Below are 14,249 nucleotides of genomic sequence, written 5' to 3' on the forward strand. Positions count from 1 at the left end.
GGGGGCATGCCCCCAACCCCGTTGCCATCACATCAACCCTCAGCCATCAAAGCAAAGGACTCTACTTCTGAACGGTACCAATCAGGGGTGCACGTCAAGCGCGATCGCGTCGCTGGCGAGTGTGGCGTTTGTCACGCTTTCGCCCTGCCGCGCCCGCTGGGTTTCCCGGCACGCCGCCACCCGGGCGGCCACGATCGCGCTGCTCTCGCCCGGCGGCGCGCGCATCAGCTCCGCCGGGCTTGCCGGTGCGATCTCGATCACGAGGTCGATCCGGTCGAGCAGCGGCCCGCTGATCCGGCCCTGATAGTCCTCGCCGCAACGCGGCGCGCGGCCGCAGGCGCGCGCGGCGTCGAACAGGTGGCCGCAGCGGCATGGATTCATCGCCGCCACCAGCTGGAAGCGGGCCGGGTAGGTAACATGCGCCGCCGCCCGTGCGACCGTGGTTCTCCCGGTCTCCAGCGGCTGGCGCAGCGCCTCGAGTGCCGCGCGCGGGAATTCCGGAAACTCGTCGAGGAACAGAACCCCCCGATGGGCGAGTGAAATCTCGCCGGGCCGTGCCCGATTGCCCCCGCCGGCGATCGCCGCCATGCTGGCCGAGTGGTGCGGCTCGCGGAATGGGGGGCGCGTCACCAGCTCTCCTTCGCTCAGCAACCCGGCGACGGAGTGAACCATGCTCACCTCCAATGCCTCGCGCGGCGTCAGGCCGGGGAGCAGCCCCGCCAATCGCCCCGCGAGCATCGATTTCCCACCTCCCGGAGGGCCGATCATGAGCAGATTGTGCTGCCCCGCCGCGGCGATTTCGAGTGCCCGCCGCGCGCCCTCCATGCCGCGCACATCGGCGAGATCCGGCTGGTCGCCCGCGGGCTGCAATCGCCCGCGCGCAGGCCGTTCGAGCAGCGCCTCGCCCCGGAAATGGTTGATCAGCCCGAGCAGGTCGGCCGGCGCCAGCACGCCGATCTCGCCGGCCCAGCCGGCTTCCGGCCCCTGCGATGCCGGGCAGATCAGCCCGAGGTCGCGCCCTCCCGCGGCGATCGCCGCCGGCAACACGCCGGCCACCGGCGCGAGCCGCCCATCGAGCGACAACTCGCCGATCGCGGCAAAGCCGGCCATCTCCTCCGCCGGCAGCACATCCATCGCCGTGAGCACGCCGAGCGCAATTGGCAGATCGAAATGGCTTCCCTCCTTTTGCAGGTCAGCCGGGGCTAGGTTCACCAGGATGCGTTTTGCCGGCAGTGCCAGGCCCATCGCGGTGAGTGCCGCGCGCACCCGCTCGCGCGATTCCGCCACCGCCTTGTCGGCCAGCCCGACGATGAGGAACACCGGCAGCCCGGATGCGATCTGCACCTGGACCTCGACCGGCTGCGCTTCGATTCCCGCGAAGGCGAAGCTCTGGATGCGGGCGATGCTCACGCCGCCGCCCCGGTGAGAAATCCTTCGCGCCGGAGGCTCAGCCAGCCGGCCTTGCCGATGATGACGTGGTCGTGCAGCGTCACATCCAGCAGGGCAACGGCGCGTTGAACCTCCTTTGTCATCTCGATGTCGTCGCGCGAGGGAGAGGGATCGCCGCTCGGATGGTTGTGCACGATGATGAGCGCCGTTGCGCCCGTCTCGACCGTCCGCCGCACCACCTCGCGGACATAGACCGGTGTGTGGTTCACCGTCCCGCGCGAGGCGACCTCGTCGGCCACCAGCCGGTTGCGGTTGTCGAGATACAGAACGCGGAACTGCTCCACCGTCTCGCGCGCCATGGCCATGGTGAGATAGTCGATCAGCAGCTCCCAGTCGTTGAGCAGCGGCGCGCTGGCCAGTTCGGTTCGCGCCAGACGGATGGCGGAGGCCTGCACCAGCTTGATCGCGGCGACGCTGTGCTGCCCGAGGCCCGGTGTTGCGAACAGTGTCTCCGGCGCGGCGGCGAGCACGCCGGCATAGGAGCCGAACCGGTTGATCAGCGCCTTGGCCAGAGGCTTGGTATCTCCCTTCTTGAAGGCGAGGAAAAGCAGCATCTCCAGCAACTCGTAATCGGCCAGCGACTCGGCGCCGCGGCCGAGCAGCCTGTCGCGCATCCGGCCGCGATGGCCCTGCGGCCCGGTGCTGGAAAACGGCGCATCCGGCGCCGGCGCTGGATCGAACGTGTCGCGTTCCGCCATCCCGCGCGGCCGCAGAGCGGCTTCGGGAAACGCTCCGGCGTTGGGCCGGCGAATCGCGCGGAATAGTTTTTCCAGCAAATGCGCGAAACCTTCCTCAATAATACACGCGAAGGTTGAATATTAACGATTGATTGACCGGCTTGTCCAGTATCTTCCGATCCCTGGCTCATACCGGTGCGCGGGGATGGCTTGCGCCCCTGCGGGCGGCACAGATAGAAGATCGTCACGGTCGCCACCGGCGGCCGCCATCCAGCCCCGGAGACGTCCATGAGCCGCATCATTCGCACCGAAGCGAACGAAATCCTTTCCAAAGCCGTCGAATATCATGGCTTCGTCTACACCCAGGGTGTGGTCGCGGCGGATCCCTCGGGCGACATCACGGCGCAGACCCGCGACGTTCTGGCCCAGATCGACGCGCTGCTCGAACAGCACGGCACCGACAACACGCGCCTTTTGCAGGCTCAGATCTGGCTGAAATCGATCGATGACCGCGCGGCGATGAACACGGTGTGGTCGGCCTGGCTGCCGGAGGGTGGTGCGCCCGTGCGCGCCTGTGTCGAGGCGAAGCTTGCCGACCCGCGCCTGCTGGTCGAGATCATGGTCGTCGCCTGCCGCTGAGCTTCGCTCAAATTACCGAAAATTGCACTTCGCGCCGGGTGAATGCAAGATTTTCACCCGGCGTTAGCAATTTCGCGGTAAATTGATGTTTGTGACACCGGCGAAACATTAAATTCTCATCGTGTGTGACATTTTTGCTTGCCCCAAGGGTTGCATTAATCGCAGTCCCCCCGTAACAGGAATGCAAGTCATGCGTGGCTTGAAATAATTTTACGGGGTTTCTGCGTGGGTGATGTGCCTGTCGTCCCGAGCAAGAACGATCCCGCAGATGGCTGTTTGGATTGCGGTTTTTTTGTGTTCGATTGCGCCATGGGGGTCGGAAAGGTGAACGAGGCATGAGAACGTGCGTGACGAATTTGAATGGAGTGTTACGCATCGTCGGCGGCGTTTCGTCCGTCATGCTTTGCACGCAAATCGCTCATGCCAAGGCGACTCGTGTTATTGATATCTCTGTAACACGGCCCACCAAGCCTCCCGTCCGCAAAATCGCCGCCCGTCACACCCCCGTCCATCACGCCAGTGTGCCAGCCGCACAGCCGGTCAAGGTCCACCACGTTGCCGCTCATGTCGCACAGCCGCATGTCGCCGTTGCCCACGTCGCGCCGGTCCGGCACACCGCCGTTCATGTTGCACAGCCGCATGTGGCTGTTGCCCATGTCGCGCCGGTCCAACACGCCGTCGTGCATTTCGCCCCGGCGCATCGCGAGATCGTGCACGCGGTTGTTCGCCATGTCGCCGTGCGTCATCCGGCTGAAGCGCATCATGTCGTTGTGCGTCATGTCGCTGAACGCCGCCCGGTGGAAGCACATCACGCAGACGCACATCATGTCGTGATCCGCCACGTCGTCGAGCGCCGCCCGGTCGAGACGCATCACACTGTCATTCGTCATGTCGCCGCCCGGCGGATGGTCGACCATCCGCCGGTCGTTCACCATGTCGTGCTGCATGAAGCCCGCAGCTTCCGCGTGCACTATCCGCACCGGCTCGCCAGCAGCCATGGCGGCTATCGCTGGTGCGTGCCCTACGCCCGGGTTGCCTCGCATATCGACATCAAGGGCGATGCGTTCCTGTGGTGGGCCGAAGCGGCTGGCCGCTATGCCCGCGGCCATCGGCCTGAAGCGCGCGCTGTGCTCAACTTCCGCCCGACCGGCCGCATGCCGCTTGGCCATGTCGCCGTCGTCGCGAAGGTGATCAACAGCCGTGAGGTTCTGGTCAACCAGGCGAACTGGATCCCCGATACCGTCTCCCACGACGTTCCGGTAATCGATGTCTCACCGCACAACAACTGGACCGAGGTGAGGGTCGCACTCGGCAATGGCCGGTTCGGCATGACCTATCCGACCTACGGGTTCATCTACGACCAGGCGCCGAGCAACGTTGTCTACGCCAGCAATGGCGGGACCGAGGTTGCCGAGGCGCCGGTTGCCCACAAGATCCGCCTGACCGCGCCGAACCGCAAGCTGCGCTGATCGCGCCGCGTTTCAGCCCGGCATGTGCCGGGCCAGTGCGAGAAAATCTTCCGGCGTCAGGGTTTCCGCCCGGCGAGATGGGTCGATCCCCACCGATTCAGCCAATGCTGCGCCGCCTAAAGCCTTCAGCGAGCCCCGCAGCATCTTGCGCCGCTGGCCGAATGCCGCCGCGCTCACCCGTTCCACCCTTGCCAGCAGCGCGGCCGGCAACTGGTCTTCATGCGGCACCAGCCTGACAATGGCAGAATCCACCTTCGGCGGCGGTGAGAACGCGCCCGGCGGCAGCGTGAGCACGATCGCGCCGCGCACCGTCAGTGCCGCCAGCACCGCGAGACGACCGTAAGCCGCACTGCCCGGGGCGGCCACGATTCGCTCCGCGACCTCGCGCTGGAACATCAATGTCATCGAACGGAATTCCGCCGCCTGGTGCAGCCAGCGGAGCAGCATCGCCGTGCCGGCGTTATAGGGCAGGTTGGCGACGATCGCCCGCGGTCCTGGCACCTCGGCGGCAAGATCGATGTCGAGCGCATCCCCCTGGATGATCCGCAGCCGTCCCGGATATGCCGTCACGAGTTCCGTCACTGCCCCTACCGCGCGCGGATCGAGCTCGATCGCCGTCACGCTGGCAGCGCCGCTGGCCAGGAGCGCCCGCGTCAGCCCGCCTGGGCCGGGGCCGACCTCGATGACGTTCACCCCGTCGAGCGGCCCGGCCAGCCGCGCGATCCGCGCCAGCAGGTCGGGGTCGAGCAGGAAGTGCTGGCCGAGTGCCCGCTTCGCCGAAAGCCCGTGCCGCGCGATCACGTCGCGCAGCGGTGGCATCTCGCTCATGACGCGCTGTGGAAGGTCCGGATCACGGCATTGCGGTGCAGCGTATCCATCAGCCGCTGCGATTCCAGCGATACCCGCCGGTTGATCAGCATCTCCGCGATCGTCTTGCTGTCCGGCAGGCCGATCTTCACTGTCTGCCGCTTGCAGACCATGACGATGGCGATCCCCTTGCTGGAGACCAGCGGCTGGCTGGCCTGGCCCAGCGGCAGGGTGGCGAGAAGCTGGCGGAACGCCGCCGGGCGAACCGTCGTGAGATCGACCGGGCCGGGATTCGATTTCTGCACATTCCCCGCCGCCGCGTTCGCCGCCTCGACATCGGCGCAGCTATGCAGAGAACCGCGCACCGCATTTGCGTGCTGCAACACGCCGAGCTGCTGCGCGTTCGGCTGGCCGCCGGCAAAGGGGGTGGCGAAGGGCAGGAACGCCTCGCGGATCGACAGTTCGGTCTTGTCGCCCTCGCCGAACTTGCGGATCCCGAGCTGGTTGACGATCTCGAAACCGCCCGCTACCCGCACCGGATCGCTGATTGCCCCGACCGGCATCTGCTCGACAATGCGCCGCACTGCCGGATCGAGCAGATCCGGCTCCACCCAGCCTCGGTCGCCGCCGGTCAGCGCGCTTTGCCCCTGGCTGAACTGCGCCGCAACCACCGGGAACGCCGCCCCGCCGCGCAGCTGCCGGATCACCACATCGGCAAAATGTCGTGCTCCCGCCGCATCCTGCGGGTTTTCCACCGGGATGAAGATTTCCGCGATGTGATACTGCGTCGTGCCGATTTGCCGCTTCATCGCCGCCGCTTCCGCGGCAATGTCTTCCGGTGTCGGCCGCAGATCGGCGCCGAGCTTCTTGCGCAGCACATCGGTCCAGCCGATCTGGGTGCGGAACTGGTTGACCAGCGTCGAGAGCGGCACCCCGGCGGCGGCGAGCTTCTTCTGCAACGTGCCGGGCGGCAGGTGGTTCGCCGCATTCACCCGCTGCAACGCGGCGGCGATCTTGTCCTCCGGCACCACCACCTTGTTCTGTTCGATTGCCTGCAACTGCAGGGCCTGGTCGATCAGTTCGCGGGTGATCTGCGGACGGAGCCGCTGGAGCGTGTCCGATCCGGTCGGCAGGCCGGCGGAGAGGGCGAAGAGCCGCGTGCGCGCAGCGACATCGGCATTGGTGATGACGGTGCCGTTCACCACGGCGGCGATGCTCGCGGTTTGCGCGCGCGCCGGCGTTCCGGGTGCGAGCAGGCCTGCGGCAAGGCCGATCAGGGCCGCGTAAGAGACGAACGATTTCATAGGGCGCTGAATCCGATATTCCCGAGTGTCTTGAGCGTGACGGTGATCAGCAGCGTCGTCGTGCCGTGATCGTAGTTGTAGGAGGTGAAGTTGCGATAGAAATTGAAGCTCACGGCGGTGCACTCGTTCTGCCAGACGGCGCCGATCGTGGCATTGTCGAACCGGCCGGTGGCAAGATTGCGCTGCACCCCGGCCGAGATCGACCAGTGCGGCACCAGCGTGGTCGAAACGCCGAGCGTCACTTCCCGCTGCGCCACGAAATACTGAGCGGGAGGCGTGGCCGACTGGGTGAACAGCGAATAGGGGTTGGTCGTACTGTAGAAATACCCGGCCGAGGCGCGCAGGCTGGGCGGCCCGAAGGTCGCATAGCTGTCGATCATCTGGGTGGAGAGATCGCGATGCGACAGCCGGGTGCGGTAGGTCAGGCTGAGCCAGCGCGCCGGCGCGATCGTCGCCCGCCCCACCACGTCCGAATAGTGCCCGCCGAGCCCGCTCTCCGCCGGATAAAGCTTCGAGGTTTCAAAAGCGTAGGACTGGCCGATCATCCCGCTCGCCGAGGCGCCGCCCGGCAAAAGCCAGCTCCCCTGTAGCGCGTAGTCGACCCGTGCGCCGCCGGCGAAACGGTCGATACCGCCAAAGCGTTGCAGGCTGAACAGGTTCGCGTCGGTAAACTGGAAGTCGAGACTGTCCTCGTTCGGGATCGTCGTCGTCTGTCCGAGCCCGTAGACCGGTGCAGCCACCAGCTGCACCCGCGGCTCGATGATCTGGGTGCCCCAGCGTCCGGCGTCGCGCTCCAGCGGCCAGGCGAACGACACCGCGCCGATCGGGATCGCGCGTGCGGTCTGCGATGTGGTGAGCGGCGAGTAGTTCGGCTGCAGGTTGAGCTTGTCCGCCGAATACCCGGCGGCGATCAGCCGCACCCGCGCGTCCACCAGCAGCCCGTCCGGCCCCTGCCGCGGCAGGTCGTAATTCGCGATCATCGCGACGCGCCGCGTCTGCGTGCCGACCTGGCGCAGGACATTGAAGGCGTTGGCGGTGAGCGAGAACCGCCCGCCCCAGCTGTCCGCCTGCCCGTCATAGCTGTAGCGGGCATAGGGCAGCACGATCGGCAGCCGGTTCTGGCTGATCGAGGCGACGAGACCCTGGTAGGTCTCCGCCTCGATCCGCGCGTAGGAACCGCGGCCGAACCCTTCCAGCCAGGCGTTGGACGCGAGGTAGGCGAGGTTGGGCAGATACCGGAAATCGTTGAGATACTGCGCGCTCGATGTGCGGTTATAGCTGAAGCCGGCGCGCCAGGAGCGGTTGAGGTCGAACGTGCCGTTGGCGAAGATCGAGTCGGAAATCCCGCCGCGGTCGGCATAGCGGTCGTGCCCGCCGGAGACGTTGACGCTCAGCTTGCCGTCATTGAAGGCCCGGCGATATTTCAGGTCGAGCACCGGCCCCGCCTTGGTCGCGACGATCGGGACGATCGTCACGTCCTGGCTCTTGCCGAGGTCCCAGAAATACGGCGTGGCGATGAAGCTGCCGACATGGGTCGAGCCGCCGAAACTCGGGATCAGCAGCCCGCTCTGCCGCTTCACCGAAGGGTCGGGCTGGGAGAGATAGGGCAGCCAGAACACCGGCACGCCATAAATCTGGATCTGCGCGTCGTGATACTCGATCACCTTGTGCTGCAGGTCTTCCACCGCCTGGCGGGCGCGGATCTGCCACAGCGGCGGCGCCGTCGGGTCGCTCTTGCAGAGATTGCAGGTGGAATAGACCGGCTTGGAAAGTTCCTCGATCACCCCGCCATAGCGCCGCGCGCCGTTCGCCACCATGCGGCCGTTCTGCGCGAGGATCGACGCCACGTCGTGCAGCACCGCGTTCTTCATGCCCTGCGACAGAGCGGCATGGCGCGCGAACACCACCGCGCCGTCCGGCTCGATCATCACCACATGACCGGACGCGACCGCCGTATTGTGCCGCCGGTCGATCTCGACGCGGTCGGCCTGCAGCACGTGGCCGTCCTGCCACGCCTCGACATGGCCGGCGGCGACGACGATGCCGGTGCCGTGGTCATAGGAAACCCGGTCGGCGAGAAAGGTGACGGGGGCCGATTTCGAAACCGGCGTCTGCGGTCCGGCGACCAGTGCGGCCATCTGCGCGCGCGCGGCCGTGGCCGCCAGCATCGTTCCGGCAATCCCGATCCCGATGCGTCGGCGCAATCCTGCGCGGCGGCGTTGCTGGGCCTCTTTCATGCTTCAGCCATCCTCCAGATGGAGCAACAAGGCAAGCGCCAGCATCAGCCCGGCGGCGGCCGGCGCCCATGCCGCGAGGCCGACCGGCAGCGCCCCGGATTTGCCGAGCTGGGCCGCCACCTCCGAGAGCATGAACAGCAGGAAGCCGCAGCCCACCCCGGCCCCGATCATCTGGATCGCCCCGCCCCGCCGCGATGGCCGCATCGAGAACCCGGCGGCGACAAGCACCATCGTCGCGCAGAGCAGCGGCAGCGCCAGGAGCTGCTGGAACGCCAGCTCGTGCGGCGCCGCCGGAAAGCCCGACCGGCGCAGCAGCCGGATGAAGCCCGGCAGCGCCCAGAACGACAGCGCGCTCGGGCTGGCGAAGCTCTCCTGCACCCGGCTCGCCGTCAGCGTCGTCGGAATCCGCAGTTCCGGCACCGCGCGCGGCGCGTGCTCCGGGGTCAGGATCCGGGCCGTCTCGAACCGCCAGTAGCCGGGCTCCAGCTGCCCGCGCGCCGCCTCGATCCGCTGGCGCAGCGTCGTCCGCGCCGAGATCTGCAAGACCGTGACATGGCCGGTCACCAGCACCTTGCCGTGCAGGTGAACGCTGTTCGCATGCAGGATCGCGATGCCGCCCTTGCCCGCCGCCGGGTCGGCCTGGCGCAGCCACAGCTGCCCGCCCTGCAGCGAGAGCGGCCCGCCGCCGATCCCGAGATACGATGAATAGAGCGCCTCGGCGCGGGCGAACATGACCGCCGAAATCGGGCTGATCGCGGTGGTGCCGAGCACGCCGATCAGCGCTGCGGCCGCCACCGGCAGGGCAAGGAACTGCCAGGCCGAGGTGCCGGTGGCCCGCGCGACGACCAGCTCCGAGCTGCGTGTCAGCCGCCAGAAGGCGAAAATCCCGCCAAGCAGCACGGCGAAGGGCAGGATTCTCATCCCGAGCCAGGGCACCCGCAGGACCTCCAGCGCCAGCATCCGCCAGAACGTCGCCTGCGGCTTGTCGGCCGACTGACGCAGCAGGTCGAGGAAATCGAACAGCGATCCCACCGCCGTCAGCCCCGCCTGCATCGCGATCACGGCAACGACGAAGCGCCGGCCGATATAGAGCGAGAGCGTGAGCGGCGGCAGCCAGTTCCGCAGGCGGATCATGCGGTTGCCTCGCGCAGCCGCCGCACGCCCCGCAGCAGCAGCCCGAGCCCGGCCAGCGCCGGCCCCAGCGTCACCACGAAGATCAGCGGGATCAGCGCATTCTGCCGCGCCGCCAGGGTCTCGACGCCGAGTTCAACCGCAACCAGCCCCATCACCCCGAAAACCGCCGCGACCAGTGCCGCCGTCCCGCCCTGCCGGCGGAACGGACTGCGCAGCACCGCGAGCAGCGCCAGCACCGCGTAGGACAGCACGGCGAAGGGCGAGGCGATCCGCCGCCACGCCTCTTCCCGCCAGCGCCGCCGCACCTCCGGGGCGATCTGCATCGCGTCCGGGTGGAGCAGCTGCGCCATCGTCGCCTCCGAGGTCTTCGGCGCCAGATGCACGGTGCCGCCGCGTGGCTTGGCGAGGCTGATGAGATTGCGGTCGAAACTGAGGATGTTGAGCTGTCCGGTCTTGGGGTCGAGCTGCTCGCGCGAGCCGTCGCGCAGCAGCACTGCCGGGCCGTCCGCGCTCTCGATCAGCCGTCCGCTGCGGGCAAGGATCGTCGCCGGCTCGCCCTTCTGCCGCGCATCCTGGATGATGATGCCGTGCAGCACCTGGTCGGGGTCGCGCCGCTGCACGTAGACCGTGACATGCCCCGGAATCGCGGTGAACACGCCGGGTTCCAGCAGGAAGGCGGCGACCTGGTTGCGGATCACCGACTCGAAGCTGGTGAATTTTGCGAGCGTCGAGGGCACCAGCCACAGATTGAGCGTCCAGCAGGCCAGCGTGGTCAGCGTCGCCAGCGCGAGCGCCGGCCGCGCGATCGCGGCATCCGACATGCCGCTGGCCCGCATCACCGTCAGCTCGCGGTCGGCGGCGAGCCGCGCATAGACGAACAGGATCACGATGAAACACGTGATCGGCAGGATCACCGCGACGAAGCTCGGCACCAGCAGCCCGGTCAGGTGCAGGAAGACGAACGGCGACAGCCCGTGCTGGATGATCATCTGGATGAAGCGCAGCGACTGCGTCAGCCACACCAGCGCGACGAGCCCGAGCGTCGAGACGGCCAGCCCGATGAGGAGCTGGCGGAACACGTAGCGGTCCAGCCGGGTTGGGGTCAGCAGGGCGAGCATTGCCGGTCTTTTGGCGGTGGGCCGCGTCAATGGCAAGTTAACGCTGTGTTCGCCGGCGCGCCGCGTCCATGATCGCGCGCATCCGCCTGATCGCCTCGGCGAGGCCAACGAACACCGCCTCGCCGACGATGAAGTGGCCGATATTCAGCTCCCGCACCTCCGGCAGTGCCGCGACCGGCCCGGCATTGTCATAGTTCAGCCCGTGTCCGGCATGCACTTCCAGCCCGAGCGCCGCCGCCCGCGCCGCCGCGGCGCGCAGCCGGTCCAACTCGCCCGGCCGTCCCTCGGCATAGGCGCCGGTATGCAGCTCGACGACCGGCGCGCCGAGCCGGGCTGCGGCTTCCAGCTGCACCGGATCGGGATCGACGAAGAGCGAGACGCGGATGCCCGCCTCGCGCAAGGCGACGATGCGCGGCGCCAGCGAGGCGGCCATCCCCGCCACGTCGAGCCCACCTTCGGTCGTCACTTCCTGGCGCCGTTCCGGCACCAGGCAGCTCGCATGCGGTTTCAGCTCGCAGGCGATCCCGACCATCTCCTCGGTTGCCGCCATTTCCATGTTGAGCGGCACCGAAAGCGCCCGCACGGCGCGCAGATCGGCATCGCGGATATGCCGCCGGTCCTCGCGCAGATGCAGCGTGATGCCGTCCGCCCCCGCCTCGATCGCGAGGCGCGCGGCGCGGAGCGGATCGGGTGTGGCGATGCCGCGGGCGTTCCGCAGCGTCGCGACATGGTCGAGATTGACGCCGAGCCGCAGCGCGCTCATCGACGCCCCGCCATGTCGCCGGCCAGACGCAGCGCCGCGACCAGGCTTTCCGCCCGCGCTTTTCCCGTCCCCGCGATGTCGAAGGCGGTGCCGTGGTCGGGCGAGGTGCGGATGATGGGCAGGCCGAGGGTGACGTTCACGCCGTTCTCCATGTCGATCGTCTTGAGCGGGATCAAGGCCTGGTCATGATACATGCAAAGCGCTGCGTCGTAACCCGCCCGCGCCGCCGGGGTGAACATCGTGTCCGGCGGCAGCGGCCCGAATGCGTCGATGCCCGCCTGGCGCAGTGCGGCGATGGCCGGCGCGATGATGGTCCGCTCCTCATCGCCCATCGCCCCCGCCTCACCGGCATGCGGGTTGAGCCCGGCCACCGCGATGCGCGGCGCCGCCACCCCGAAATCCCGCGCCAGCGCTGCCGCCAGCGTCCGCCCCGCAGCCACGATGGCGCCGGTCTCCAGCGTCTCGATCGCCCGTCGCAGCGCCACATGCACCGTCACCGGCACCACGCGCAGGCCGGGGCAGGCCAGCATCATCACCGGTGCCGCGACACCGGTCAGCGCGCCAAGGAACTCGGTATGGCCGGGATGCGGAAAGCCCGCCTGATACAGAACCGACTTGGCGATCGGGCAGGTCACCACCGCCGCCGCCTCGCCCGCCAGTGCGAGCCGCGTCGCGGTCTCGATCGCCCCGGTCACCGCGGCGGCGTTGCGCGGATCGGGCCGCCCGGGGATCGCCGGCACCGCGAGCTTGACGTCCAGCACCGGCAGCGCCGTGCCGAACCGGGACGCGGCCTCGCCGATCCGCCCGATCCGCGCCACCGGCACGCCGAAGCCAGCGGCCCAGTCGGCATCGCCGATGAGCGCGAACGGAGGTAGCGTTGCCCGCGCGTCCCGCCAGGCGGCGGCGGCGATCTCACCGCCGATCCCGGCCGGATCGCCCATGGTCAGTGCGATCGGGGCGTCGGTATTGGCCACAGGCTCAGCCGGTCGGCCAGTCCCCGACCGCGATCCGCGGCATGTCGAACCGCTCCGTGGTCCGGGAATACCAGCCGCCGCCGTGCAGCCGGCCGATCAGGTCGAGCTTCGGCGTGTCGATATGGCAGCGCTCCGGGTTCAGCACCGCATCGTCGCGCACATGCATCGCCTGCACCTGCCCGATCACCATCGCGCGGTCGGGTCCGAACTCGATCATCGAATGCAGCGTGCATTCCATAGCCACCGGGCTTTCGGCGATGCGCGGGGGGCGGATCTTTTCCGAGGGCAGGGTGGTCAGCCGCGCTTCGGCCAGTTCGTCCACCTCGGGGCCGAACTCGATCGCGGTCACGTTCATCGCCTCGGCATTCTCGTGTGCCACGAGATTGACCACGAACTCCCCGGTCAGCCGGATGTTTTCGCCGGTATCCTTGGAATCGCCCGGCCGCCGCGCGCCGATGCCGAGGCAGAGGATCGGCGGTCCGGCACCGAATACGTTGAAGAATGAAAAGGGCGCGGCGTTCAGCCGGCCCTCGGTGCTCAGCGTTACCACCCAGGCGATGGGCCGGGGCACCACGGTCGAGGCCAGCAGCTTGTACTGGTTCTCGGGTGTCAGCTTGGTCAGATCGAACAGCATGGCCCGATCATCGCCGCTTCCGCCGTCCCTGTCCATGCGCGAAGCTGGCAGTCCGCATGAAAAAACCCCGCGCCTTGCGGCGCGGGGCGTTCGGGGAACGGCCGGGTCAGGCGGCCGCCTTCTCCTGTTCGATCACGTGTGTCGCCGCCGGCGCACCGGTGCCGATGGCGATCTTGCGGGGCTTCAGCGCTTCGGGAATCACACGCTTCAGCGCCACGTGCAGCAGCCCGTTCTCCAGCGCCGCGCCATCGACCACCATGTGATCGGCCAGCACGAAGCGCCGCTCGAACGCGCGCGAGGCGATGCCGCGATAGAGCATCTCGCCCCGGCCGGCCCCTTCGGCGATACGTCCGGTGATGATGAGGGTATTGTCCTTCACCGTCATGTCGATGTCCTCCGCGCGAAAACCGGCCACCGCCATGGTCAGGCGGTAGTCTTCGGCGCCGAGTTTTTCGATGTTGTAAGGCGGGTAGGCGGTCGCGTTGCCATCAGGCACGCTGTCGAGCAGCTGCTGCAGCCGGTCGAAGCCGATGGCGGTGCGGAAAAGCGGCGAAAAATCGAGAGTCATGAGTAACCTCCTCGGTCAAGCAAGGTTCAATGAACCGGGCTGTCCAACGGACCAGCCCGCAATGCCGGAAGAACCCCGAAGGCATTCTTCCTGTCCGAGGATAAGGGAATTCGCCGCCGCGGCTTCAAGACCCGCGCACGCAAAAACGCGCCCGGCCATATGGCAAGGCGCGTTTCCCGGTCTTGCGTTTCCCGGTCTTGCGTTTCGCTGTCTGGCGCGGCGGGCGGCTTACTTCGTGCGCGCGCCGATCCCGGCGAAGCGCTTGTTGAACTTCGCCACCTGGCCCCCGGTGTCGAGCACGCGCTGCTGCCCGGTCCAGGCCGGGTGGGATTTCGGGTCGATATCGAGCCGCAGCGTGTCGCCGGGCTTGCCGTAGCACGAGCGGGTCTTGTACTCGGTGCCATCGGTCATGATGATGTTGATCTCGTGATAATCCGGATGGATATCGGCTTTCATCGCAACTCTCCTGATACTGG

The 14,249-nt window shown here is 67.8% G+C and carries 15 protein-coding genes; 2 read left to right on the forward strand and 13 right to left on the reverse strand.

What is annotated here, in order from left to right:
• Window positions 1–81 precede the first annotated feature (81 nt).
• Together B7Z76_RS08620 and radC are read right to left on the reverse strand one after the other, a co-directional pair.
• Complete coding sequence (locus tag B7Z76_RS08620; protein WP_291343367.1) at window positions 82–1,410, reverse strand: YifB family Mg chelatase-like AAA ATPase; 1,329 nt, start codon at window positions 1,408–1,410, stop codon at window positions 82–84.
• The gene (gene radC / locus B7Z76_RS08625; protein WP_291343369.1) at window positions 1,407–2,147 is read right to left on the reverse strand and encodes a DNA repair protein RadC; all 741 of its coding nucleotides are present in this window, start codon (window positions 2,145–2,147) and stop codon (window positions 1,407–1,409) included. Before radC ends, B7Z76_RS08620 begins: the two co-directional genes overlap by 4 nt.
• Window positions 2,148–2,414: 267 nt before the next feature.
• Here radC and B7Z76_RS08630 point away from each other — a divergent pair, with 267 nt between their 5' ends.
• A complete protein-coding gene (locus B7Z76_RS08630) occupies window positions 2,415–2,765 on the forward strand; it encodes a RidA family protein (protein WP_291343371.1) in 351 nt (116 codons plus the stop codon).
• A gap of 368 nt (window positions 2,766–3,133) precedes the next feature.
• Here the strand turns inward: B7Z76_RS08630 and B7Z76_RS08635 are convergent, their stop codons facing one another.
• Complete coding sequence (locus tag B7Z76_RS08635) at window positions 3,134–3,700, reverse strand: hypothetical protein (RefSeq protein WP_291343372.1); 567 nt, start codon at window positions 3,698–3,700, stop codon at window positions 3,134–3,136.
• Here B7Z76_RS08635 and B7Z76_RS08640 point away from each other — a divergent pair.
• Window positions 3,671–4,234, forward strand: coding sequence for a CHAP domain-containing protein (locus B7Z76_RS08640; protein WP_291343373.1), 564 nt, complete (start codon window positions 3,671–3,673; stop codon window positions 4,232–4,234). The genes B7Z76_RS08635 and B7Z76_RS08640 overlap by 30 nt on opposite strands.
• A 12-nt stretch (window positions 4,235–4,246) precedes the next feature.
• Here B7Z76_RS08640 and rsmA read toward each other — a convergent pair whose 3' ends face one another.
• The 10 genes from rsmA to rpmE all read right to left on the reverse strand — a co-directional run bounded on the left by rsmA (window position 4,247) and on the right by rpmE (window position 14,229).
• Window positions 4,247–5,062, reverse strand: a complete 816-nt coding sequence (gene rsmA, locus B7Z76_RS08645; RefSeq protein ID WP_174503680.1) for a 16S rRNA (adenine(1518)-N(6)/adenine(1519)-N(6))-dimethyltransferase RsmA — start codon at window positions 5,060–5,062, stop codon at window positions 4,247–4,249.
• Entirely contained in the window at window positions 5,059–6,345 is a 1,287-nt protein-coding gene (locus B7Z76_RS08650; RefSeq protein WP_174503681.1) for a peptidylprolyl isomerase, read from the reverse strand. Before B7Z76_RS08650 ends, rsmA begins: the two co-directional genes overlap by 4 nt.
• Window positions 6,342–8,582 carry an LPS-assembly protein LptD gene (locus tag B7Z76_RS08655; protein WP_174503682.1) on the reverse strand — a complete coding sequence of 747 codons (2,241 nt, stop codon included), beginning with the start codon at window positions 8,580–8,582 and terminating at the stop codon, window positions 6,342–6,344. The genes B7Z76_RS08650 and B7Z76_RS08655 overlap by 4 nt, the downstream gene beginning before the upstream one ends.
• 3 nt (window positions 8,583–8,585) lie before the next feature.
• The gene (gene lptG / locus B7Z76_RS08660) at window positions 8,586–9,716 is read right to left on the reverse strand and encodes an LPS export ABC transporter permease LptG (protein WP_291343378.1); all 1,131 of its coding nucleotides are present in this window, start codon (window positions 9,714–9,716) and stop codon (window positions 8,586–8,588) included.
• On the reverse strand, window positions 9,713–10,834 hold the full coding sequence (lptF, locus tag B7Z76_RS08665) for an LPS export ABC transporter permease LptF (RefSeq protein WP_291343381.1): 1,122 nt from the start codon (window positions 10,832–10,834) through the stop codon (window positions 9,713–9,715). The genes lptG and lptF overlap by 4 nt, the downstream gene beginning before the upstream one ends.
• A gap of 37 nt (window positions 10,835–10,871) precedes the next feature.
• On the reverse strand, window positions 10,872–11,597 hold the full coding sequence (locus B7Z76_RS08670) for a pyridoxine 5'-phosphate synthase (RefSeq protein WP_174503685.1): 726 nt from the start codon (window positions 11,595–11,597) through the stop codon (window positions 10,872–10,874).
• A complete protein-coding gene (gene pdxA / locus B7Z76_RS08675; protein WP_291343384.1) occupies window positions 11,594–12,571 on the reverse strand; it encodes a 4-hydroxythreonine-4-phosphate dehydrogenase PdxA in 978 nt (325 codons plus the stop codon). Before pdxA ends, B7Z76_RS08670 begins: the two co-directional genes overlap by 4 nt.
• A 4-nt stretch (window positions 12,572–12,575) precedes the next feature.
• Window positions 12,576–13,205 (reverse strand): flavin reductase family protein, encoded by a 630-nt coding sequence (locus B7Z76_RS08680; RefSeq protein WP_174503687.1) that lies wholly within the window; start codon window positions 13,203–13,205, stop codon window positions 12,576–12,578.
• A gap of 106 nt (window positions 13,206–13,311) precedes the next feature.
• Window positions 13,312–13,773, reverse strand: coding sequence for an Hsp20 family protein (locus tag B7Z76_RS08685; RefSeq protein ID WP_174503688.1), 462 nt, complete (start codon window positions 13,771–13,773; stop codon window positions 13,312–13,314).
• Window positions 13,774–14,001: 228 nt separating this feature from the next.
• On the reverse strand, window positions 14,002–14,229 hold the full coding sequence (gene rpmE, locus B7Z76_RS08690) for a 50S ribosomal protein L31 (protein ID WP_174503689.1): 228 nt from the start codon (window positions 14,227–14,229) through the stop codon (window positions 14,002–14,004).
• Between the last annotated feature and the right edge of the window lie 20 nt (window positions 14,230–14,249).

It is taken from the genome of Acidiphilium sp. 20-67-58, assembly GCF_002255515.1.
Lineage (GTDB): Bacteria > Pseudomonadota > Alphaproteobacteria > Acetobacterales > Acetobacteraceae > Acidiphilium.

Bases quoted from the DNA above. Each gene is read 5' to 3' on its own strand.
- radC (WP_291343369.1), bottom strand. From the start codon at position 2,147: ATGGCGGAACGCGACACGTTCGATCCAGCGCCGGCGCCGGATGCGCCG.
- B7Z76_RS08630 (WP_291343371.1), top strand. From the start codon at position 2,415: ATGAGCCGCATCATTCGCACCGAAGCGAACGAAATCCTTTCCAAAGCC.
- B7Z76_RS08640 (WP_291343373.1), top strand. From the start codon at position 3,671: ATGGTCGACCATCCGCCGGTCGTTCACCATGTCGTGCTGCATGAAGCC.
- B7Z76_RS08635 (WP_291343372.1), bottom strand. From the start codon at position 3,700: ATGGTGAACGACCGGCGGATGGTCGACCATCCGCCGGGCGGCGACATG.
- rsmA (WP_174503680.1), bottom strand. From the start codon at position 5,062: ATGAGCGAGATGCCACCGCTGCGCGACGTGATCGCGCGGCACGGGCTT.
- B7Z76_RS08650 (WP_174503681.1), bottom strand. From the start codon at position 6,345: ATGAAATCGTTCGTCTCTTACGCGGCCCTGATCGGCCTTGCCGCAGGC.
- B7Z76_RS08655 (WP_174503682.1), bottom strand. From the start codon at position 8,582: ATGAAAGAGGCCCAGCAACGCCGCCGCGCAGGATTGCGCCGACGCATC.
- lptG (WP_291343378.1), bottom strand. From the start codon at position 9,716: ATGATCCGCCTGCGGAACTGGCTGCCGCCGCTCACGCTCTCGCTCTAT.
- lptF (WP_291343381.1), bottom strand. From the start codon at position 10,834: ATGCTCGCCCTGCTGACCCCAACCCGGCTGGACCGCTACGTGTTCCGC.
- B7Z76_RS08670 (WP_174503685.1), bottom strand. From the start codon at position 11,597: ATGAGCGCGCTGCGGCTCGGCGTCAATCTCGACCATGTCGCGACGCTG.
- B7Z76_RS08680 (WP_174503687.1), bottom strand. From the start codon at position 13,205: ATGCTGTTCGATCTGACCAAGCTGACACCCGAGAACCAGTACAAGCTG.
- B7Z76_RS08685 (WP_174503688.1), bottom strand. From the start codon at position 13,773: ATGACTCTCGATTTTTCGCCGCTTTTCCGCACCGCCATCGGCTTCGAC.
- rpmE (WP_174503689.1), bottom strand. From the start codon at position 14,229: ATGAAAGCCGATATCCATCCGGATTATCACGAGATCAACATCATCATG.